Raw genomic sequence first — 19,926 nt, forward strand, 5'->3', positions numbered from 1 at the left:
CCTCATGGCTAATGCGGTCGGTGACGCAATAACCATCGCCAACGAATTCACCGAAGTGACGCTGCACCGGGTCGATACCCGCAACGGTTCGCGGCTGCTGATCACGTCGCCGAAGTCGGGACAGTGGATCAGTCTCGACGCCCTGGAACTTGAGGCATTGACCTGGCAGAACGCCTACACTCTGGCCGCGATGGTCGGCAACATGCATCAACCGCTGCTCTGCGACGACAGTGACCTGCCATGACGGGATGGCTGGACGGAAAACGGGCGCTGGTCGTCGGGGCTGGCTCAGGCATCGGCCGAGCAGTCGTTGACGCCTATCTCGAAGAGGGAGCCCAGGTCGCGGTGTTGGAACGCGATCCGGCGAAGTGCGCCGCCTTGGCAAGGCAATTGCCGGGACTTCCGGTCACCGAGGGAGACGCAACGACAGCCGAGGCCAACAAACGCGCTGTCGCAGCAGCCGTCGCCGCGTTCGGCGGCCTGGACACGCTGGTCAACTGCGTCGGGATCTTCGACTTCTACAAGGGAATCACCGACATCTCCGCCGAAGAGCTGGCGCCGGCCTTCGACGAAATGTTCAAGACGAACGTGCTGAGTCATCTGCAGTCGGTGAAGGCCGCCGTCCCGGCGCTGCAAGCCCAGGAGCGCTCGTCGATCGTCCTCACCGAGTCGGCGTCGTCGTTCTATCCGGGCCGCGGCGGCGTGCTCTACGTCGCGTCGAAGTTCGCCGTTCGCGGCCTGGTCGCGACCCTCGCCTACGAACTCGCCCCGCACATCCGGGTCAACGGTGTTGCACCAGGCGGAACGTTGAACACCGACCTGCGCGGTCTGCGCAACCTGTCGCTGGACCATATCCGCCTCGACGACACCCCTGACCGGGCACGCGACCTTGCGGCCCGCACGCCCCTCAATGTCGCACTCACTCCGCAGGACCACGCCTGGAGCTACGTCTTCCTGGCATCAGACCGGTCCCGCGGCATCACCGCCGGCAGCACACATCCCGACGGCGGATTCGGAATGACTACCGGGGCCAACACGTGAACACCGACGACCTGGCGCCGCTGCGGCTAGAGGTTGCGCAGGCCTGCCGAGTCGCTGCCGCCCGCGGCCTGGTGGACGGAATTCTCGGACACATCAGTGCCCGGATCGACGACGAACACCTACTCGTGCGGTGTCGCAGCGACTCTGACGACGGCGTGGCCTTCACTCGGCCCGACGACATTCGGCTCATCCGCTTCGACGGAACCCCCGGTATCGCAGGGGAATTAGACGGGTATCGGGTACCCAACGAGTTGCCGATTCACGTCGAGACGCTGCTGGCACATCCCGAACACCGGGCGGTGGCCCACCTGCATCCGGCGGCCGTCGTGGCCGCCGACCTGGCGGGCATCACGATAGAACCCCTCTACGGGGCTTTCGACATCCCCGGCGCATGGCTCGCGCGCCGCGGCGTCCCGGTGTACCCGAGGGCGGTGCTGATCCGCACCGCAGAACTCGGCAAGGAGATGGTCGCCGCCATGGCGGGCAAGCCGGTGGTGATCTGTCGCGGCCATGGAATCACCAGTGCCGCTGCCACGGTTCGCCAGGCTGTCCTGCAAGCGATAAGCCTGGACCAATTGGCTTCGATGTCACTGCGAGTGCGCTCCGCGGGCGGCGTGTGTAAGCCGATCGACGAGTCAGACTTGGCAGATCTGCCCGACCTCGGCCCCGCATTCACTGCGGATGCCGCCTGGCGCCATGAACTGGCCCGGCTGGAGTGGCGATGACCGGTCAGGCGGAGATCAGCGCGGAAATCGCGGCAATCCAGGCCGAGTACGAACGCGCCGGCATCGAGGAAAGTCAACCGAAGCTGGACTATCCGCCGTATCGCAGCAGCGTGCTTCGGCATCCGAAAAGTGCGCTGCACCTGGTAGACCCAGAGGGCGTCGAGCTCCGGGCGCCCTGTTTCGGCGAGTGCGACATCGCCCTCCCCGACGCGGATCTGACGATCCAGCACGCCGGCCCACCGATCGGTGAGCGCACCGTGGTGACCGGGCGGGTCCTCGACGGTGACGGCAGGCCGGTCCGCCGGCAACTCGTCGAGATCTGGCAGGCCAATGCCAGCGGGCGCTACATTCACCAGGGGGATCAGCATCCCGCGCCTTTGGACCCCAATTTCACCGGAGCGGGGCGTTGCCTCACCGACGACGACGGGGTCTACCGGTTCACCACGATCAAGCCCGGCCCCTACCCCTGGCGCAACCACCACAACGCCTGGCGTCCCGCCCACATCCACTTCTCCTTGTTCGGCCGTGAATTCACGCAGCGGATGATCACTCAGATGTATTTCCCCGGCGACCCGCTGTTCGCGCTGGACCCGATCTATCAGTCGATCACCGACCAGAAAGCCCGCGATCGGCTCGTCGCGGTCTACGACCACGACATCACCAGCCACGAGTGGGCCACCGGCTACCGCTGGGACATCGTGCTCACCGGCCCAGCCGCAACGCCTTTCGAGGACCACGATGACTAAGCTGACGGCCACGCCCGGGCAGACCATCGGCCCGTTCTTCGGCTACGCATTGCCGTTCGACCGCGGCAACGAACTGGTACCTCCCGGCTCACCCGGCGCCATCCGGCTACACGGCACCGTCACCGACGGCGCCGGTGCGCCCGTTCCCGATGCGCTGGTGGAGATCTGGCAGGCCGACGCGGGCGGCGCTGCGCCGACCACCTCCGATTCACTTCGTCGCGACGGCTGCGCATTCGCCGGGTGGGGACGCGCCGCAACAGATGCCCACGGCCGCTACAGCTTCACGACGGTGAAACCAGGAGCACCCCAGCAGTCGACGCCATTTGTTGCCGTCACGATATTCGCGCGCGGCCTGCTGAACCGGTTGTTCACTCGTGCCTATCTGCCCGGCGATCAACTCCACGCAGACCGACTGTTGAACTCCGTTCCTGTTGACCGTCGCCATACCCTCATTGCGGTGCCCGACGAGCATGGCTTTCGGTTCGACGTCAGGCTGCAGGGCGCCGACGAGACGATATTCCTGCGCTACCGGGAGCGGCCATGACCGACTTGTTGTGGCCCGGCGACCACCGGGCCGGACAGATTTTCAGCGATGCTGGGTACCTGGCGGCGATGGTGCAGGTCGAAAACGCTTGGCTCGGTGTGCTTGTCGACTCCGGCATCGCGCCGGCCTCGGCACGGGCCGACCTGACCGCAGCGATCTCGGCAGCTGACGTGGAAACAGTGGCCGTAGCGGCCGAGGCGACCGGCAACCCGGTCCCCGGCGTCCTCGAATTGCTGCGCGAACGCACCGGCGGCGAACCGGCACACTGGCTGCACCGAGGCCTGACCAGCCAGGACGTCGTCGACACCGCACTGATGCTCTGCCTACGCGACGCACTGTGCCGAGTTCGCAGCGAACTCGGCACGCAGGTGCGCGCCCTGGCCGCCCTGGCCAAGACTTACCGTGACAGCCCGATGCTTGCCCGCACGTTGACCCAGCCCGCGTTGCCCACCACGGTCGGCATGAAGATTGCCCACTGGCTCACCGGCCTTTTGGATGGCGCCGACTGTGTCACCGCCCTGCCGCAGCTGTCGGTGCAGGCCGGCGGTGCCGCGGGAACCATGGCCGCTGCCACCGAGTTAGCCGGCTCACCCATCGATGCCATGAGCCTGTCCGGGCGACTGGCCACAGCTCTTGGCCTGGCCGACAGCCCGCCATGGCACACCACTCGGTCAGTCATCACCCGCGTGGGCGACGCGCTGGTGACCTGTTGCGACGCCTGGTCCCACATCGCCAACGACGTCGCGGCGAGCAGCAGGCCCGAGATCGGTGAACTGACCGAGGGCCGCGGCGGTGGTTCGTCGACGATGCCGCACAAGAACAATCCGGTGTTATCCGTACTGATCCGCCGTGCTGGGTTGGTGGCACCGTCGCTGGCCGCCAGCTTGCACACCGCTTCGGCCGCCAGCGTCGATGAGCGCTCCGACGGCGGCTGGCACGCCGAATGGGCAGCCCTGCGGACCCTGTCCCGCTCTGCCGTGGCAGCTGCGGCGCAGACCACCGACCTGGTCGCCGGGCTGGTCATCGACACCGATCGCGCCGCGGCGAACCTTGCCGCCGCCGGCGACCTGCTCGGGGAGCAGCGGGCGATGACTGAGTTGACCGGGCAGACCGCTCGCAGCGACTACACCGGGGCGGCAAGCCATCTCATCGACGCCGTGCTGCAACGCGCGCACCACCACCTGATGGAGGCAACATGAGCGTGCCGCGGCTGGTCGGCACCGACTTCGGCGGACCGCAGGACGCGGACTTGCTCCTGCTCGGACCATCCCTGGGTACCTCGGCAATTGCCCTCTGGGGCTTGGCCGCTGAACAACTCGCCGAACGTCTGCGCGTCGTCGCGTGGGACCTTCCCGGCCACGGTCGCAGCCCGGCAGCTCCCTTCCGGATGCCGGACCTGGCGGCCGGCGTGCTGGCCTTGGTGGACGAGATCGCGCCGGGCGCGGCATTCCACTACGCCGGCAACTCCATCGGAGGCTCGGTCGGTTTGCAGCTGCTGCTCGATGCGCCCGAGCGGCTGTCGAGTGCCACGCTGCTGTGCACCGGCGCCACCATCGGCCGGGCCGAGGACTGGGCCACCCGAGCCGCCACCGTGCGAACCTCGGGCACCGGCGCCGTTGTCGAGGCATCGCTGCAGCGCTGGTTCGCCCCCGGTTTCACCGACCGAGCCCCCGAGCTGGTCGCCGCGTTGGTGGAAGCGTTGCGCGGCACCGACAACGAATCGTATGCCCAGGCCTGCGAGGCATTGGCCGATTTCGACGTGACCGCCCAACTCGGTCGGATCGCCGCACCGGTGTTGGCCATTGCCGGATCCCATGATGGCGCCACTCCCCCAGAGTTGCTGGGCCAGATCGCTTCCGGTGTCCAACACGGTCGCCTGGTGGTGCTCGACGCCGTGGGCCACCTGGCACCCGTCGAAGCCCCCGAGGCGACCGCCAACCTCGTTCTCGACCATCTGATGGTGCGGGACCCGGTCTACACCGCGGGCATGTCGGTGCGACGTAACGTCCTCGGCGACACCCACGTCGACCGCACGGTCGCGCACACCACCGAGTTCACCGCCGACTTCCAGGAGCTGATCACTCGGTATGCGTGGGGCAGCATCTGGACCCGGGACGGCCTCGACCGGCGCAGCCGCTCGATCGTCACCCTGACGGCCTTGGTGGCGCGGGGCCACCACGAGGAACTTGCCCTGCATCTGCGCGCGGCGCGCCGCAATGGCCTGAGCAACGACGAGATCAAAGAGGTGTTGTTGCAGACCGCCATCTATTGCGGTGTACCCGATGCCAATACCGCGTTCCGCATTGCCGCGCAGGTGCTCGCCGACTATGACGCCTCCGAGGCCGCCGGGTGAGCCGCACGGTTATCTGCGACACCGCCGCCGAGGCGCTGTCCGGAGTCTCCGACGGTGCGACGATTCTGGTGGGTGGATTCGGGATGGCCGGGATGCCCACCGCGCTGGTCGACGCACTGATCGCCCAGGGAGCCGGCGATCTCACCATCGTCAGCAACAATGCGGGCAATGCCGATACCGGACTGGCGGCGCTGTTGGCCGCGGGCCGGGTGCGCAAGGTGATCTGTTCGTTTCCCCGCCAGTCCGATTCCTATGTGTTCGACGGCCTGTATCGCGCCGGCAAGATCGCTCTGGAGTTGGTACCTCAGGGCAACCTCGCCGAACGCATCCGCGCCGCCGGTGCGGGTATCGGTGCGTTCTACTGCCCCACCGGCGTTGGCACGCTGCTCACCGAGGGTAAGGAGATTCGGACCATCAACGGCCGAGATTACGCGCTGGAGTACCCCATTCACGGGGATGTCGCGCTGATCCGCGCTTGGGTCGGCGACCGCGCGGGAAACCTGGTGTATCGCAAGACCGCCCGCAACTTCGGCCCGGTGATGGCTGCCGCCGCCACGCTGACGGTCGCCGAGGTGTCGCGTGTCGTCGACACCGGCCAACTCGATCCCGAGGCGATTGTCACGCCGGGAATCTATGTCGACCGGATCCTGGAGACCAGCTCGTGACGCCAATCCCGGCGAGTGCGATCGAGCACGTTGAGCGCGGTCCCCTGACCCGCGACGAACTGGCCGCCGTCATCGCCCGGGACATCCCGGCGGGCTCGTACGTCAATCTCGGTATCGGGCAGCCCACGCTCGTCGCAGATCACCTGTCGCCCGAAGACGCCGTGGTACTGCACACCGAGAACGGCATGCTGGGCATGGGACCCGCGGCACGGGGCGAGGACATCGATCCCGACCTCACCAACGCCGGCAAGATACCGGTCACCGAGATGCCCGGGGCCTGCTACTTCCACCACGCCGATTCGTTCGCGATGATGCGCGGCGGGCACCTCGACGTGTGCGTGCTGGGAGCATTACAGGTCAGTCAGCACGGCGACCTGGCCAACTGGCACACCGGAGAACCGGGCGCGATCCCGGCCGTCGGCGGAGCAATGGACTTGGCGATCGGAGCCAAGAACGTCTTCGTGATGATGGACCTGTTCACCAAAGACGGTGCCGCCAAACTGGTTCCGTCGTGCAGTTATCCGCTGACCGGTCTGCGCTGCGTCAGCAGGGTCTATACCGAGTACGCCATCATCGACATCGACACCGCCGCCGGAACGATCCGGGCCCGCGAAACCTTCGGTACCACCCTCGCTGACCTGGCGGCGAGAGTGCCCGTCGATTTCAGCTAACCCCAGCAGCCCACCGCAGGTGTTCCGACTGGGCACCCAATAGCCGCCTAGAGCAGTCCCAGAATCCGGTCTCCGGTGGCGACGGTGGACAGCTTCTGCCCGCCGCGGGTGGCCAAGTGCTGCTCGACGGCCGAGTCGACCTTCTCGGCTGCGGCATCCTCGCCGACGTGGGCCAGCAGCAACGCCACCGACATGATCGCCGCGGTCGGGTCGGCGATGCCGCGGCCGGCGATATCGGGAGCGCTGCCATGGACCGGCTCGAACATCGACGGGTTCGTGCGGGTGGCGTCGATGTTGCCGCTGGCCGCCAATCCGATACCGCCACACACCGCGGCAGCCAGGTCGGTGACAATATCGCCGAAAAGGTTGTCGGTGACGATCACATCGAAGCGACCGGGGTCCGTGACCAGATAGATGGTCGCGGCGTCGGTGTGACAGTAGGCGATCTCGACATCGGGGTACTCGGGCGCGATCTCCTGCACCGTGCGCCACCACAGATCCCCGGCGAAGTTGAGCACATTGGTCTTGTGCAACAAGGTCAGGTGCTTGCGCCGGCGCTGCGCCCGGCCGAACGCATCATGCACCACGCGGCGCACCCCAAATGCGGTATTGACGCTGACCTCCGAAGCGATCTCGTGCGGGGTACCGCGCCGCAGGAAGCCACCGGTGCCGGCGTAAGGCCCCTCCGTGCCTTCACGCACCACTACCAGGTCGATCTCCGGGTTGCCGGCCAGCGGGCTGCTGACCCCCGGATACAGCCGCGCGGGCCGCAGATTGACGTGGTGATCCAGCGCGAAACGTGCCTTGAGCAGCAGGCCGCGCTCGAGGACGCCGGACGGAACCGACGGGTCACCGATCGCGCCGAGCAGGATCACGTCGTGGCCGCGGATCTCCTCCAGCACGGAATCCGGCAGCACCTCGCCGGTGGCGTGATAGCGCTTGGCGCCCAGGTCATATTCGGTCTTCTCGGTGCCCGGCAGTACGGCGTCGAGCACCTTGATGGCTTCGGCGATGACCTCCGGGCCGATCCCGTCGCCGGGGATGACGGCAAGTTTGAGGCTCATGTCAGGTCTACCTCTTCAATCTTGTTGGCGCCGACGGCAGCAGTGATCGCCGACTGCACGTCGGCGGGCACCTGGCGGTCGACCCGCAGCAGGACCGTCGCGGCAGGGCCTTCGGCGTCTTCGGACAGCTGCGCAGCGTGGATGTTGATGCCCGCCGACCCCAGCAGAGTGCCGATCTTGCCGAGCGCGCCGGGCTGGTCGGAGTAGTTGATGATCAGGTTGACGCCCTGGGCCCGCAGGTCGAAGTGCCGGCCGTTGATCTCGACGATCTTCTCCACCTGCTGGGTGCCGGACAGTGTGCCGGCAACAGTGACGGTGGAACCGTCAGCGGTGACCGCCTTGAGCTCGACGACGCTGCGGTGGTTGGGGCTTTCGGTGGCGGTGCCGATCTCGGCGTCGACGCCCCGTTCGGCGGCCAGGGCAGGTGCGTTGACGAACGTCACCGGGTCTTCGATGACCGCCGAGAACAGTCCGCGTAACGCCGACAACCGCAGCACCCCAACGTCTTCGGAGGCCAGTTCGCCACGCACCTGCACCGACAGCGACACCGGCAGCCCGTCGGAGAGCGCACCCGCCAGCAGCCCAAGCTTGCGCACCAGGTCCAGCCAGGGCGCGACTTCCTCACTGACCGCGCCGCCGCCGACGTTGACCGCGTCGGGAACGAATTCGCCGGCCAGCGCCAGCTTCACACTCTTGGCGACGTCGGTGCCGGCCCGGTCCTGGGCCTCGGCCGTCGATGCGCCCAGGTGGGGGGTCACCACTACCTGCGGCAGGTCGAACAACGGCGAGTCGGTGCACGGTTCGGTAGCGAACACATCCAGGCCGGCGGCCCGGACGTGGCCGCTGGTGATCGCCTCCGCCAGTGCCGCCTCGTCGATCAGCCCACCCCGGGCCGCGTTGACGATGATCACCCCGCGCTTGGTCTTGGCCAGGGCTTCCTTGCCGATCAGACCCGCGGTTTCGGGGGTCTTGGGCAGGTGTACCGAGATGAAGTCGGCGCGGCCGAGCAGCTCGTCGAGGCTGAGCAACTCGATGCCGAGCTGGGCGGCGCGGGCCGCCGACACATACGGGTCGTAGGCGACGATGTGGGCGCCGAACGCGGCCAGCCGCTGGGCGACCAGCTGTCCGATGCGGCCCAGGCCGACCACGCCGACGGTGTGGTCGTAGATCTCGGTGCCGGAGAACGACGAGCGCTTCCACTCCTTGTTGTGCAGCGAGGTGTCGGCCGCCGGGATTTCCCGGGCAGCGGCGAGCATCAGCGCGATCGCGTGCTCGGCGGCGCTGTGGATGTTCGAGGTCGGGGCGTTGACCACCAGCACTCCGCGGGCGGTCGCGGCGTCGACGTCGACGTTGTCCAAGCCGACCCCGGCGCGGGCCACGATCTTGAGCTTGGCGCCGGCCGCAAGGACCTCGGCGTCGACGGTGGTGGCCGAGCGCACCAGCAGCGCGTCCGCTTCCGGTACCGCGGCCAGCAGCTTCTCCCGGTCCGGGCCGTCCACCCAGCGAACCTCGACCTGGTCGCCAAGGGCGGCGACGGTGGATTGGGCGAGTTTGTCAGCGATCAAAACCACGGGCAGAGTCACCCGGCCAGCCTAGTGGCCGGTCGCAAGCCCGGCGGAGCCGGGCGCAGCGGGCCGGCCACCACCAGCACAGTGCCGGTCGCAAGCCCGGCGGAGCCGGGCGCAGCGGGCCGGCCACCACCAGCACAGTGCCGGTCGCAAGCCCGGCGGAGCCGGGCGCAGCGGGCCGTGGTGCCCCGAGTTCGACAACGGCGGCGTCCGGCGGCCGGTGCTGGGGGGTGCGTCCGGATCTGGTCGCGTAGCGCGGGCGGCTCCCTACTATCGACGGATGGACGTCACCGTCGTCGGTAGTGGACCCAACGGCCTGGCCGCCGCCGTCATCTGTGCCCGCGCAGGCCTGTCGGTTCAGGTCTTGGAGGCCCAGCCCACGTTCGGCGGCGGCGCACGCACCGCCGCCGATCCGCAGTTCAGTGACGTCGCCCATGACATCTGCTCGGCGGTGCATCCGCTCGGGCTGGCGTCGCCGTTCTTCACCGAGTTCGATCTGGCCGCCCGCGGCGTGCGGCTGACGGCGCCCGAGATCTCCTATGCCAACCCTCTGGATCACCGTCCCGCGGCGATCGCCTACCGGGACCTGGACCGCACCTGCGCAGAGTTGGAACATGGTTCGTCCTGGCGACGGTTGCTGGGCCCACTGGTCGCCGACAGCCAGGCCGTCGTGAAGTTTCTGCTGGGCGACAAGCGGTCCGTGCCGTCCGGGATCGCAACGGTCGCGCGCCTGGGGTTGCGGATGGCCGAGCAGGCCGGCCCAGCCTGGAACGCGACGCTGTCCGGCGACGATGCCCGCGCCCTCTACACCGGGGTGGCCGCGCACACGATCTCGCGGCTGCCGTCGGTGACCTCCGCCGGCGCGGGCATGATGCTGGCGACGCTTGGCCATACCGTCGGCTGGCCCATCCCCGTCGGCGGCAGCCAGGCGATCACCGATGCACTCATCGCCGACCTGAGCGCGCACGGCGGCCAGCTGGCCGCCGAAACCCCGGTGAGAAAGCCGCCCGGCGGCGTGGTGCTGTTCGACACCGCCCCCACCGAACTGCTGTCGGTCTACGGGGACGCGCTACCGGCACGGTATGCGAAGGCACTGCGCCGTTACCGGTTCGGCTCTGCGGCCGCCAAGGTCGACTTCGTGCTCTCCGATGAGGTGCCGTGGAGCGATCCGCGGCTGGTGCAGGCGCCCACGCTGCATCTGGGAGGTGACCGCAAACAGATGGTCCACGCCGAAGCCGAGATCGCCGCCGGCCGGCACGCACCGCAGCCGATGATCTTGGCGGCGCTACCGCATCTGGTCGACCCGTCCCGCGTCGACGCCGCCGGACGGCGTCCGATGTGGGCTTATGCCCACGTCCCGGCCGGCTCGACCGTCGACCAGGCCGAGACCGTCACGGCAGGCATCGAGCGTTTCGCCCCCGGCTTCCGCGACATCGTGGTCGCGGTCCGGTCCGTGCCGGCAGCCCAGCTGGCAAACCACAACGCCAACTACGTCGGCGGCGATATCGCCGCCGGAGGCAACAGCGCATGGCGGGCTCTCGCCGGTCCAACTCCCCGGGTAAATCCTTGGGCCACAGCGATTCCCGGGGTATACCTGTGCTCGGCAGCCACACCGCCCGGCGCCGGGGTGCACGGAATGTCCGGCTACTATGCCGCGCGCACCCTGCTGCGACGCGAGTTCGGAATTGACCGGCTGCCGAGCCTGGCGCCCTGACCGGGCCTAGCCATGTAGGACGCCCGCGAACGCGACAACTTTGCGGGCACCTACAGATCACACAGATATTTGCCAGTTAATTAGAGACAGACTGCCAGGTTTGGTGTAGCCTCAGCTAACTTGTGTCGGGCGTTACAGGGACGCCCGATAGTGGCACAAGTCACACTTCAGTTAAGGAGAAACCGTGCCTACCATCCTTCGTCCGTTTGCCTTGGCGGGCGCCGCGCTCATCGGCGCCAGCGCCATCGCCGCAACTCCCGTAGTCGTCGCCCCGGCGAACCTGCACATGCCGGCCATCGAACTCACCGCTGACGGCAGCGGTGTGCTCGATGGCGCGCTCAGCAACATCGACTTCTCCGGTATCTTCAGCGGCCTCGGCGACTGGCTGAACAACATCGACTTTTCCGCGATCTTCAGCGACCTGTTCGCCAACATCGACCTGTCCGGCATCTTCAACGATCTGTTCAGCAACATCGACCTGTCGGGGATCTTCAGCGGACTCACCGGCTTCCTGGCTAACTTCGACCTCTCCGGCATCCTCAGTGGCTTCTTTGACAACTTCGACTTGTCAGCCATCTTCGGCGGCCTCGGCGACGTCTTCGCCAACTTCGACCTGTCGGGGATCTTCAGTGGGCTCACTGACCTGCTGACCAACTTCGATCTGTCGAACCTGTTCGGCAACTTCGACCTGTCGAACCTGTTCGACAACTTCGACCTGTCGGCCCTGTTCGACGACTTGGACCTGTCGAACTTGTTCTCGGGACTGGACCTGTCCGGCTGGGTCGACGGCTTGCTCGGCGGCCTGCTCGGCGGCCTGTAAGTACCAACAAACGGCGAGTGGCCCCTTCCTCGGAAGGGGCCACTCGTTATTAGGGGTCTTCTTCACCGCGATAGCCGTTGTGGGCCAACGGCTATCGCGGAGAAATCAGCACCGCCGCTTAGGCGGTTTCGGTGATGGGCCGGTCCACCCAGCTCATCAGGTCGCGCAGCTTCTTGCCAGTGACCTCGATGGGGTGCTCGGCGTTCTCCTTGCGCAGACCTTCGAGTTCCTTGTTGCCGCCCTCGACGTTGGCCACCAGCCGCTTGACGAAGGTGCCGTCCTGAATGTCGGACAGGATGTCGCGCATCCGCTGCTTGGTGTCGGCGTCGATCACCCGCGGGCCGGACAGGTAGCCACCGAACTCCGCGGTGTCACTCACCGAGTAGTTCATCCGCGCAATGCCGCCCTCATACATCAGGTCGACGATCAGCTTGAGCTCGTGCAGCACCTCGAAGTAGGCCATCTCCGGCGCGTAGCCCGCCTCGACCATGACCTCGAAGCCGGCCTTCACCAGCTCTTCGGTGCCACCGCACAACACGGCCTGCTCACCGAACAGGTCGGTCTCGGTCTCTTCCTTGAAGGTGGTCTTGATGACACCGGCCCGGGTGCCGCCGATGCCCTTGGCGTAGGACAGTGCCAGCGCCTCGCCCTCGCCGTTGGGGTCCTGCGCGACCGCGATCAGTGAGGGCACGCCCTTACCGTCGACGAACTGCCGGCGCACCAGGTGGCCCGGCCCCTTGGGCGCGACCATCCCGACCGTGATGTCGGCGGCCGGCTTGATCAGACCGAAGTGGATGTTCAGGCCGTGGCCGAAGAACAACGCGTTGCCCGCCACCAGGTTCGGCTCGATGTCGTTCGTGAAGATCTCAGCCTGGGCGGTGTCGGGAGCGAGCAACATGATGACGTCGGCCCACTTGGCGACCTCGGCGGGGGTGTCGACCTCGAGGCCCTGCTCGGCAACCTTGGCGCGCGACTTCGACCCCTCCTTGAGGCCCACCTTCACCTGCACACCCGAGTCGCGCAGGCTCAGCGAGTGCGCGTGGCCCTGGCTGCCGTAGCCGATCACGCCGACCTTGCGGCCCTGGATGATCGACAGGTCGGCGTCGTCGTCGTAGAACATCTCTAGCTTTTCTGATGCCACTGGATTCAACTTCCTTACTATCTCTACTGGCTTTTTCTGGGGGGACTATTTGGTCGTGCCGATGCCGCGCGGACCGCGAGACAACGATACGAGACCCGATTGGACGATCTCGCGGATGCCATAGGGCTCCAGCACCCGCAGTAGCGCGTCGAACTTGGCCGGCGTGCCGGTGGCCTCAACGATCAACGACTCCGGAGAGACATCGATCACCCTGGCGCGGAACAGGTTCACCGCCTCCACGATCTGTCCGCGGGTACTGGCATCGGCACGGACTTTGATCAGCGCGATCTCGCGGGAGACGGAATTGTCCTCCTCCTGCTCGACGATCTTGATGACGTTGATCAGCTTGTTGAGCTGCTTGGTGATCTGCTCCAGCGGGGTGTCCTCCACCGAGACCACGATCGTCATCCGCGACATGTTCTTGGTCTCGGTGGCGCCGACGGCGAGCGACTCGATGTTGAAGCCGCGGCGGGAGAACAGCGCCGCCACCCGCGCCAGCACACCGGGCTTGTCTTCGACCAGCACCGAGAGCGTGTGGGTCTTCCAACCTGTCGCCATCACGCGTGCCCCTCGTTGTTCTCGTCGTCGAACAGCGGCCGGATGCCGCGTGCCGCCTGGATCTCGTCGTTGCTGGTGCCGGCGGCCACCATCGGCCACACCTGAGCGTCCGCACCGACGATGAAGTCGATCACCACCGGCCGGTCGGTGACCGCCCGAGCCGCCTTGATCACGTCTTCGACGTCTTCCTCACGCTCGCAACGCAATCCGACACAGCCCAGGGCCTCGGCCAGCATCACGAAGTCGGGGATGCGGTGCGAGTGGGTGGCCAGGTCGGTCTGGCTGTAGCGCTCCCCGTAGAACAGCGTCTGCCACTGCCGCACCATGCCGAGGTTTCCGTTGTTGATCAGCGCAACCTTGATCGGGATTCCCTCGATCGCGCAGGTGGCCAGCTCCTGGTTGGTCATCTGGAAGCAGCCGTCGCCGTCGATCGCCCACACCTCGGCGTCCGGGCGGCCCATCTTGGCGCCCATGGCCGCCGGGATCGAGAAGCCCATGGTGCCCAGGCCTCCGGAGTTCAGCCAGGTGCGCGGCTTCTCGTACTTCACGAACTGCGCGGCCCACATCTGGTGCTGGCCAACGCCGGCAACATAGAGCGCGTCGGGTCCGGCGATGCGGCCCAACGTCTCGATGACGAACTCCGGCGACAGGCTGCCGTCGCTCTGCGGCCCATAGCTCAGCGGGTAGGTCGAGCGCACCCCGTCGAGGTAGCTCCACCAGTCGGTCAGGTCCAGCGACAGCTTCTCGTGGCGAAGCACCTCGAGCAGTTCGGTGATGACGGCCTTGACGTCACCGACGATCGGGACGTCGGCGTGCCGGTTCTTGCCGATCTCGGCCGGGTCGATGTCGGCGTGAATCACCTTGGCGTCCGGGGCGAACGAATCCAGTTGGCCGGTGACCCGGTCGTCGAATCGGGCGCCCAGAGTGATCAGCAGATCCGAGCGCTGCAACCCGGCCACCGCCGCGACTGTGCCGTGCATGCCGGGCATGCCCAGGTGCTGGCGGTGGCTGTCCGGGAAGGCGCCGCGGGCCATCAAGGTGGTGACCACCGGGATGCCGGTCAGCTCGGCCAGCTCGGCGAGTTCCTCGCAGGCCTCCCCACGGATCACCCCACCGCCGACATAGAGCACCGGCCGGTGCGACGCCGCGATCAGCTTGGCGGCCTCGCGGACCTGCCGGCTGTGCGGCTTGGTGGTGGGCTTGTAGCCGGGCAGGTCCAGCCGGGGCGGCCAGGCGAAGGTGCACTGGCCCTGCAGCACGTCCTTGGGGATGTCGACCAGCACTGCACCGGGGCGCCCGGAGGCCGCGATGTGGAATGCCTCGGCAAGCGCGCGCGGGATGTCGTCACCGTTGCGAACCAGGAAGTTGTGCTTGGTGATCGGCATGGTGATGCCGGAGATGTCGGCCTCCTGAAAGGCGTCCGTGCCGATCAGCTGACGGCCGACCTGGCCGGTGATCGCGACCACCGGGATGGAGTCCATCTGCGCGTCGGCCAACGGGGTGACCAGGTTGGTGGCACCGGGACCGGAGGTGGCCATGCACACCCCGACCCGTCCGGTGGCGTGCGCGTAGCCGCTGGCGGCGTGCCCGGCGCCCTGCTCGTGACGGACCAGCACGTGCCGCAGCTTCTTCGAGTCGAACAGCGGGTCGTAGACCGGCAGAACCGCGCCGCCGGGGATGCCGAAGATCACGTCAACGTCGAGTTCTTCCAGCGACCGGATCACCGACTGGGCACCGGTCATCTGCTCAGGCGGGACTCGCTTGGCGGGTGATTTGGCCTTGTCTGAAGCTGCGTCCGAGGCCGAAGCCCCGTTGGCGGCTTGCGCCGGTGCCGACCGTTCCGGCGGTCGCGTGGTGGGTGCGCTCACGGTTTCCTCTTTGTCTTCGACGACTGTGTCTTTGGAGACTGCTGGCAACAAAAAACCCCCGCCAGCTCAGCTGCTGCACGAGGGTTGCGCGTCGGTGGTTGGAAGTTCAGGCAACAACCAACGCGCAGTGGGCTACTACGAGCATGCCGTTGTCCATAGCAGACGACGGTAGCCGCTGGACCGAGCGTGCGTCAAATGAGCGGTGGGGACGCTCAGTGCAGGTGGTCGACCAGCGTTCCCTGCTCACCGAAGAGCTCTGCCTCCCAGCGCTCGAGCAGCGCGGTGTTGTCGTGGTCGTCGGGGTGGAAGCCCGGCTGCATGTACTCCCCCAGCCGGCGGAAGACGGCACGAGTCAAGAACGGCGAATGCCGCAGTGCGGCAAAGCTGCGGATGAGTCGCACCGGGTGGTAAGCGGCCCGGTCGCCGAGCAGCGAGATGATGGTGTTCGCCACGACGGCGAGGGGGAAACTGAAACGGATGATCCGCATCGTCTTGATGCGCCGGGTCTCATCGCCCCCGACCGCGCGATAGACGTCGAATGCCACCGAGCGGTGCTCGGATTCCTCGATCGCGTGCCACAACAGCATGGACCGCACCTCGGTCGTGCCGAGCAGGGCCTGGGCCCGCTCGTCAGAGAGCAGGGTCTCGGCGAATACGGCGGTGAAATGTTCGAGTGCAGCGGTGATCGAAAGGCAGGTCAGCGGCGAGAACCGTCGCTCGATGACCTTCTGGCGGCGGGCCACCAGCCGGTCGATCCTGCGGGTCGGGTAACCCATCTCATGCAGGCGCTCATTGAGTGCGCGGTGCTCGCGCCCGTGGGTGACCTCCTGGCCGATGAATCCCTTGACCTGGTCTTTGAGGTCGGGGTCGGTGATCTGGTCGGCGTAGCGACGCACCGAACGGATGAAGAAGTCCTCGCCCTCCGGGAACACCGCCGACAGGTGCGCGATCATGTGGCTCATCACCAGGTCACCCTGAACGAAGTGGCGGTCCAGGGCCGCCACCGGGTAGTTGAACCGGATGCGGCGCGGCTGTACCGCCGGGTGGCGGTTCTCGTTGACGGTCATGACTCTCTCTCGGGTTGTGGGTCTGCAAAGCCGGTCGCCAGTGGCCGAACCAGCATCTTGAAGGCGTCGAGGATGTCGTCGGCGGGCAGCGGCTCGTAGCCGGCGATCGACCGGGACATCGCCAGGCCGTTCATCAGCGCGAAGGTCATCTGCGGTCCGATCCGCGACTTCGAGGTGTCGGCATCGGCGCTATCCCCCGAGGCCAGCAGTTCGGTGTATATCCGGTCGCAGGCCTCCGAGAATTGGCGATCGGTCTCGATGACCGCGGGTGCCAGGTCCGGGTCGGTGCGGGCCGCCACCCATAGTTCCTGCGACGCGGTGAAAGTCGGTCCCGAATACATCGACCACAGCAGATCGATCGCCTCGTCGAGTTTGTCCGCGGACGAATCCAGCCCCGCCATCAACACCTCGAACTCTTCGATGCGGCGGTTCAAGGCGAACTCGATGGCGGCGGTCAGAAGGCCGTTCTTGGTCGGGAAATGTCCCTGCAGCGCCCCCACCGACACGCCGGCCCGGCGGGCTACCTCCGTCGTGGTAGTTCCCTTGAAACCAACCTCTACCAGCGCATCAAGCGTCGCGTCGAGCAGTGCATGCCGAGTCTCGGCAGTGCGTTCCGCCTGGGTTCGGCGAGGCTTTGTCGGCGGCACGCGTCTATCGTGCATCACATAAAATAAGTAGTCAATATTTATTTTTACGGCGGTGCGGCCTGCCACCCACCGGCTCCAGCGACGCCGGCGGTGACATCATGCGGGGGTGGCCTCTCCATCACCCGATCCCGCACCCTTGGTGATCCGCATCTCGCCGATGGCCCACTTCGCGGTTGGCTTCCTGACCCTCGGCCTACTGATCCCCGTGCTGACCTGGCCATTCACCGCGCCGCTGTTGGCGCTGCCGCTACTGCTGTCGGCCCTGATCGCCCGGTGGCGAACCGTGGCCGACGCCCAGCAGGTCACCGTGCGGACCCTGCTCCGCAGCCGCTCGGTGGGCTGGGACGCCATCGCCGGCTTGGGATTTACCCGGGGATCGTGGGCGCGGGCACACCTGCGCGACGGCGAGACGCTGCGGTTGCCCGCGGTAAGTTTCGCCACGCTGCCGCTGCTGACCGAGGCCAGCGGGGGGCGGGTGCCGAACCCGTATCGCTGAATCAGTGGTCAGGGAGGCGGCGACCCGCCACTCCCCGCCCTAGCCCAGCGGGTTCGCCCCGTTGAGGAACACCCACATCGCGATGCCCCCGGCAATACCGAGCACCAGTGCGGCGATGGACCCGATGAAGGGCCGCCGGGCCCAGCCGCGGTCGCCGTCGAGGCCGTACCGACCCGGGCCGACCAGCACGATCGCCACCGCCACCACGATCAGAATGACGTGGTATTCGTGGCCGTCGGGCAGGAAAAGGTCAAAACGGCCCTGGTTGTCCGACGAGACACCGGTGAGCACGCCGTTGATGAAATACGCCAGCGCGCCGGCCGCGGCCAGTGGTGTGAACAGTCCGAGCACCAGCAGCAGGCCCGCAGCGATCTGGCCGGCCCCAGCCGCGTAAGTCAGGATGTCGGCGTGCTGATAGCCGGCCGCGGCGATGGAATTCTTGAAGCCGCTCAGCCCCTGACCGCCCCACCAACCGAACAGCTGACGCAGCCCGTGGGCCACCAACAGCACCCCGAGGCCCAGCCGCAGAATCAGCAAACCGAGATCCTGGGTGCCGCGCCGGTCCAGCGCCCGGAACGGCTCGTCGGCGTCGGTGTCGCCGCCGATGGCGACGCCGACGCGGCCGGGGTTGGCCGCGGGCTCGGCGTAGGGCAGCGGGTGGTAGCCGGCCCCGACCGCACGAGTACCGGTGGGGTCGTAAGCCGGAATGGCCGCGGTCTCGAAATCACCGGTGTAAGTCGGTGATGGCATGTCGTCCTCCGGATCTACCAGACGTGCCGACTTGGGACGTCCTTTGCCTGCGTCGGCGGTCTCACCCGGCCGGCGCCAGTGTGAGCCCTCACCATTACTGGTCACCCTGTCAGAGTAAGGGCAACCTCGGCGGGATTGGGGATTTGAAGGGCTTCGTTAGCGAATCGAATCCGGCCCGGTGCGGCACTGCGGCGGGCGTCGTGGCGAAACCCGACCCGGTGTCCGTAACCTGACGGGCATGCGGATGCGCGGGGCGGTTCACCGGGTGCCTGTCGTACTGTGCGCGGCGTGGCTGGTTCTCACCGGCTGCGCGCACTTCGATGACGCTCAGTCTCAACCGTTCACCACCGTTCCCCGGCGCGGGATGGCGCCCCCTACGACTCCCCCGCCGCCACCACCGCTGCCCGCCAACCCGTTCCCGAAACAGTGCCCGGCACCCGGGGTGATGCAGGGCTGCCTCGAGAGCACCAGCGGCCTGATCATGCATGGCGACAGCAAATCGGCACTCGTCGCCGAGCGGACCACCGGTGCGGTCAAAGAGGTCTCGCTGTCCGCCGAACCCAAAGTGAAAACGGTCATCGGCGTCGACCCAGCCGGTGACGGCGGCCTGATGGACATCGTGTTGTCACCGACCTACACGCAAGACCGCTTGATGTACGCCTACATCAGCACGCCCACCGACAACCGGGTGATCCGGATCGCCGACGGTGACGTCCCGAAGGACATCCTGACCGGTATCCCCAAGGGCGCGACCGGCAATACCGGCGCACTGATCTTCACCAGTCCGACCACCCTGGTGGTGCTGACCGGCGACGCGGGCAATCCCGCCGCGGCCGCCGATCCCGGCTCGACTGCCGGCAAGGTGTTGCGCATCGAGCAACCCACGACCATCGATCAGGCCCCACCCACCACGGCACTGAGTGGGATGGGCGCCGGCGGCGGGCTGTGCATCGACCACGTCGACGGCTCGCTCTACGTCACCGACCGAACACCGAGCGGCGACCGGTTGCAGCGCATCACCAAGGATTCCCGGGTGTCGACCGTGTGGACGTGGCCGGACAAGCCCGGCGTCGCCGGCTGCGCCGCGATGGATGGCATTGTGCTGGTCAACCTGGTCAACACCAAGCAGACGGTGGCGGTGCGACTGGCCGCCGGTACCGGATCGGTCACCAGCGAACCCGAGGTCATGCGTCAAGACACCCACGGCCACGTCTGGGCCGTCAAGATGTCGCCCGACGGCAACGTCTGGGGCGCGACGGTGAACAAGACGGCCGGGGATGCCGAAAAACTCGACGATGTGGTGTTCCCGCTGTTCCCGTCCGGCGGCGGGTTCCCGCGCGCCAACGACGACAAGGACTAGGCCCCGGCCGGGGCGTCCGCTCGAGCGACTTCGGGCCTCCCTGTGTCACTTCGGTCCACCTACGGTGACCAACCTTCCGCTTCGGCATTAGTAAGTTTCTGAGAATTCTATGTCAATTCGTCAATCGT

General features: G+C 67.1%; 21 protein-coding genes. 13 read left to right on the forward strand and 8 right to left on the reverse strand.

Annotated features, from left to right (window positions below):
- The first annotated feature begins 4 nt into the window (after nucleotides 1–4).
- Genes K3U94_RS15495 through K3U94_RS15535 form a run of 9 tightly spaced genes read left to right on the forward strand, consistent with a single transcriptional unit; the run spans nucleotide 5 to nucleotide 6,745 of the window.
- Nucleotides 5–244 carry a dihydrodiol dehydrogenase gene (locus K3U94_RS15495; protein WP_220696824.1) on the forward strand — a complete coding sequence of 80 codons (240 nt, stop codon included), beginning with the start codon at nucleotides 5–7 and terminating at the stop codon, nucleotides 242–244.
- Nucleotides 241–1,041: a 3-(cis-5,6-dihydroxycyclohexa-1,3-dien-1-yl)propanoate dehydrogenase gene (gene hcaB, locus K3U94_RS15500; RefSeq protein ID WP_220694278.1), complete on the forward strand. Its 801-nt coding sequence runs from the start codon at nucleotides 241–243 to the stop codon at nucleotides 1,039–1,041. Before K3U94_RS15495 ends, hcaB begins: the two co-directional genes overlap by 4 nt.
- Nucleotides 1,038–1,766 carry a 3,4-dihydroxyphthalate decarboxylase gene (phtC, locus tag K3U94_RS15505; protein WP_230987150.1) on the forward strand — a complete coding sequence of 243 codons (729 nt, stop codon included), beginning with the start codon at nucleotides 1,038–1,040 and terminating at the stop codon, nucleotides 1,764–1,766. The genes hcaB and phtC overlap by 4 nt, the downstream gene beginning before the upstream one ends.
- Nucleotides 1,763–2,512 (forward strand): protocatechuate 3,4-dioxygenase subunit beta, encoded by a 750-nt coding sequence (gene pcaH, locus K3U94_RS15510; protein WP_047319439.1) that lies wholly within the window; start codon nucleotides 1,763–1,765, stop codon nucleotides 2,510–2,512. The genes phtC and pcaH overlap by 4 nt, the downstream gene beginning before the upstream one ends.
- Nucleotides 2,505–3,056: a protocatechuate 3,4-dioxygenase subunit alpha gene (gene pcaG / locus K3U94_RS15515; RefSeq protein WP_220694279.1), complete on the forward strand. Its 552-nt coding sequence runs from the start codon at nucleotides 2,505–2,507 to the stop codon at nucleotides 3,054–3,056. The genes pcaH and pcaG overlap by 8 nt, the downstream gene beginning before the upstream one ends.
- Nucleotides 3,053–4,255: a 3-carboxy-cis,cis-muconate cycloisomerase gene (pcaB, locus tag K3U94_RS15520; RefSeq protein WP_220694280.1), complete on the forward strand. Its 1,203-nt coding sequence runs from the start codon at nucleotides 3,053–3,055 to the stop codon at nucleotides 4,253–4,255. The genes pcaG and pcaB overlap by 4 nt, the downstream gene beginning before the upstream one ends.
- The gene (gene pcaDC, locus K3U94_RS15525; RefSeq protein WP_220694281.1) at nucleotides 4,252–5,409 is read left to right on the forward strand and encodes a bifunctional 3-oxoadipate enol-lactonase/4-carboxymuconolactone decarboxylase PcaDC; all 1,158 of its coding nucleotides are present in this window, start codon (nucleotides 4,252–4,254) and stop codon (nucleotides 5,407–5,409) included. The genes pcaB and pcaDC overlap by 4 nt, the downstream gene beginning before the upstream one ends.
- A complete protein-coding gene (locus tag K3U94_RS15530; protein ID WP_220694282.1) occupies nucleotides 5,406–6,074 on the forward strand; it encodes a 3-oxoacid CoA-transferase subunit A in 669 nt (222 codons plus the stop codon). Before pcaDC ends, K3U94_RS15530 begins: the two co-directional genes overlap by 4 nt.
- The gene (locus K3U94_RS15535; protein ID WP_047319381.1) at nucleotides 6,071–6,745 is read left to right on the forward strand and encodes a 3-oxoacid CoA-transferase subunit B; all 675 of its coding nucleotides are present in this window, start codon (nucleotides 6,071–6,073) and stop codon (nucleotides 6,743–6,745) included. Before K3U94_RS15530 ends, K3U94_RS15535 begins: the two co-directional genes overlap by 4 nt.
- A gap of 47 nt (nucleotides 6,746–6,792) precedes the next feature.
- Here K3U94_RS15535 and K3U94_RS15540 read toward each other — a convergent pair whose 3' ends face one another.
- Both K3U94_RS15540 and serA read right to left on the reverse strand, forming a co-directional pair.
- A complete protein-coding gene (locus tag K3U94_RS15540) occupies nucleotides 6,793–7,809 on the reverse strand; it encodes a 3-isopropylmalate dehydrogenase (RefSeq protein WP_047319382.1) in 1,017 nt (338 codons plus the stop codon).
- A complete protein-coding gene (serA, locus tag K3U94_RS15545; RefSeq protein ID WP_220694283.1) occupies nucleotides 7,806–9,392 on the reverse strand; it encodes a phosphoglycerate dehydrogenase in 1,587 nt (528 codons plus the stop codon). The genes K3U94_RS15540 and serA overlap by 4 nt, the downstream gene beginning before the upstream one ends.
- A 265-nt stretch (nucleotides 9,393–9,657) precedes the next feature.
- On the opposite strand from serA, the gene K3U94_RS15550 reads away from it, so the two are divergent.
- Nucleotides 9,658–11,091 (forward strand): phytoene desaturase family protein, encoded by a 1,434-nt coding sequence (locus K3U94_RS15550; protein WP_220694284.1) that lies wholly within the window; start codon nucleotides 9,658–9,660, stop codon nucleotides 11,089–11,091.
- A gap of 184 nt (nucleotides 11,092–11,275) precedes the next feature.
- Nucleotides 11,276–11,911 carry a hypothetical protein gene (locus K3U94_RS15555; protein WP_220694285.1) on the forward strand — a complete coding sequence of 212 codons (636 nt, stop codon included), beginning with the start codon at nucleotides 11,276–11,278 and terminating at the stop codon, nucleotides 11,909–11,911.
- A 118-nt stretch (nucleotides 11,912–12,029) separates the two neighbouring features.
- Here the strand turns inward: K3U94_RS15555 and ilvC are convergent, their stop codons facing one another.
- From ilvC to K3U94_RS15580, 5 genes are all read right to left on the reverse strand, one after another.
- On the reverse strand, nucleotides 12,030–13,031 hold the full coding sequence (ilvC, locus tag K3U94_RS15560) for a ketol-acid reductoisomerase (RefSeq protein ID WP_047319386.1): 1,002 nt from the start codon (nucleotides 13,029–13,031) through the stop codon (nucleotides 12,030–12,032).
- Nucleotides 13,032–13,097: 66 nt separating this feature from the next.
- Nucleotides 13,098–13,610: an acetolactate synthase small subunit gene (gene ilvN / locus K3U94_RS15565; RefSeq protein WP_220694286.1), complete on the reverse strand. Its 513-nt coding sequence runs from the start codon at nucleotides 13,608–13,610 to the stop codon at nucleotides 13,098–13,100.
- Nucleotides 13,610–15,478 (reverse strand): acetolactate synthase large subunit, encoded by a 1,869-nt coding sequence (locus tag K3U94_RS15570; RefSeq protein WP_220694287.1) that lies wholly within the window; start codon nucleotides 15,476–15,478, stop codon nucleotides 13,610–13,612. The genes ilvN and K3U94_RS15570 overlap by 1 nt, the downstream gene beginning before the upstream one ends.
- 212 nt (nucleotides 15,479–15,690) lie before the next feature.
- Entirely contained in the window at nucleotides 15,691–16,545 is an 855-nt protein-coding gene (locus K3U94_RS15575; protein WP_047319388.1) for a metal-dependent hydrolase, read from the reverse strand.
- Nucleotides 16,542–17,258 carry a TetR/AcrR family transcriptional regulator gene (locus K3U94_RS15580; protein WP_230987152.1) on the reverse strand — a complete coding sequence of 239 codons (717 nt, stop codon included), beginning with the start codon at nucleotides 17,256–17,258 and terminating at the stop codon, nucleotides 16,542–16,544. The genes K3U94_RS15575 and K3U94_RS15580 overlap by 4 nt, the downstream gene beginning before the upstream one ends.
- Nucleotides 17,259–17,349: 91 nt before the next feature.
- Here K3U94_RS15580 and K3U94_RS15585 point away from each other — a divergent pair, with 91 nt between their 5' ends.
- Complete coding sequence (locus K3U94_RS15585) at nucleotides 17,350–17,688, forward strand: PH domain-containing protein (protein WP_220696826.1); 339 nt, start codon at nucleotides 17,350–17,352, stop codon at nucleotides 17,686–17,688.
- A gap of 39 nt (nucleotides 17,689–17,727) precedes the next feature.
- Here the strand turns inward: K3U94_RS15585 and K3U94_RS15590 are convergent, their stop codons facing one another.
- On the reverse strand, nucleotides 17,728–18,543 hold the full coding sequence (locus tag K3U94_RS15590) for a DoxX family membrane protein (RefSeq protein WP_220694288.1): 816 nt from the start codon (nucleotides 18,541–18,543) through the stop codon (nucleotides 17,728–17,730).
- A gap of 133 nt (nucleotides 18,544–18,676) precedes the next feature.
- Here K3U94_RS15590 and K3U94_RS15595 point away from each other — a divergent pair, with 133 nt between their 5' ends.
- Nucleotides 18,677–19,798: a PQQ-dependent sugar dehydrogenase gene (locus K3U94_RS15595; protein ID WP_082134078.1), complete on the forward strand. Its 1,122-nt coding sequence runs from the start codon at nucleotides 18,677–18,679 to the stop codon at nucleotides 19,796–19,798.
- Nucleotides 19,799–19,926 lie beyond the last annotated feature (128 nt).

This window comes from Mycolicibacter heraklionensis, assembly GCF_019645815.1.
GTDB classification, from domain to species: domain Bacteria; phylum Actinomycetota; class Actinomycetes; order Mycobacteriales; family Mycobacteriaceae; genus Mycobacterium; species Mycobacterium heraklionense.

Bases quoted from the DNA above. Each gene is read 5' to 3' on its own strand.
- pcaG (WP_220694279.1), top strand. From the start codon at position 2,505: ATGACTAAGCTGACGGCCACGCCCGGGCAGACCATCGGCCCGTTCTTC.
- K3U94_RS15575 (WP_047319388.1), bottom strand. From the start codon at position 16,545: ATGACCGTCAACGAGAACCGCCACCCGGCGGTACAGCCGCGCCGCATC.
- ilvN (WP_220694286.1), bottom strand. From the start codon at position 13,610: ATGGCGACAGGTTGGAAGACCCACACGCTCTCGGTGCTGGTCGAAGAC.
- ilvC (WP_047319386.1), bottom strand. From the start codon at position 13,031: ATGTTCTACGACGACGACGCCGACCTGTCGATCATCCAGGGCCGCAAG.
- K3U94_RS15495 (WP_220696824.1), top strand. From the start codon at position 5: ATGGCTAATGCGGTCGGTGACGCAATAACCATCGCCAACGAATTCACC.
- K3U94_RS15585 (WP_220696826.1), top strand. From the start codon at position 17,350: ATGGCCCACTTCGCGGTTGGCTTCCTGACCCTCGGCCTACTGATCCCC.
- hcaB (WP_220694278.1), top strand. From the start codon at position 241: ATGACGGGATGGCTGGACGGAAAACGGGCGCTGGTCGTCGGGGCTGGC.
- pcaH (WP_047319439.1), top strand. From the start codon at position 1,763: ATGACCGGTCAGGCGGAGATCAGCGCGGAAATCGCGGCAATCCAGGCC.
- pcaDC (WP_220694281.1), top strand. From the start codon at position 4,252: ATGAGCGTGCCGCGGCTGGTCGGCACCGACTTCGGCGGACCGCAGGAC.
- pcaB (WP_220694280.1), top strand. From the start codon at position 3,053: ATGACCGACTTGTTGTGGCCCGGCGACCACCGGGCCGGACAGATTTTC.
- K3U94_RS15550 (WP_220694284.1), top strand. From the start codon at position 9,658: ATGGACGTCACCGTCGTCGGTAGTGGACCCAACGGCCTGGCCGCCGCC.
- K3U94_RS15540 (WP_047319382.1), bottom strand. From the start codon at position 7,809: ATGAGCCTCAAACTTGCCGTCATCCCCGGCGACGGGATCGGCCCGGAG.
- K3U94_RS15595 (WP_082134078.1), top strand. From the start codon at position 18,677: ATGCGGATGCGCGGGGCGGTTCACCGGGTGCCTGTCGTACTGTGCGCG.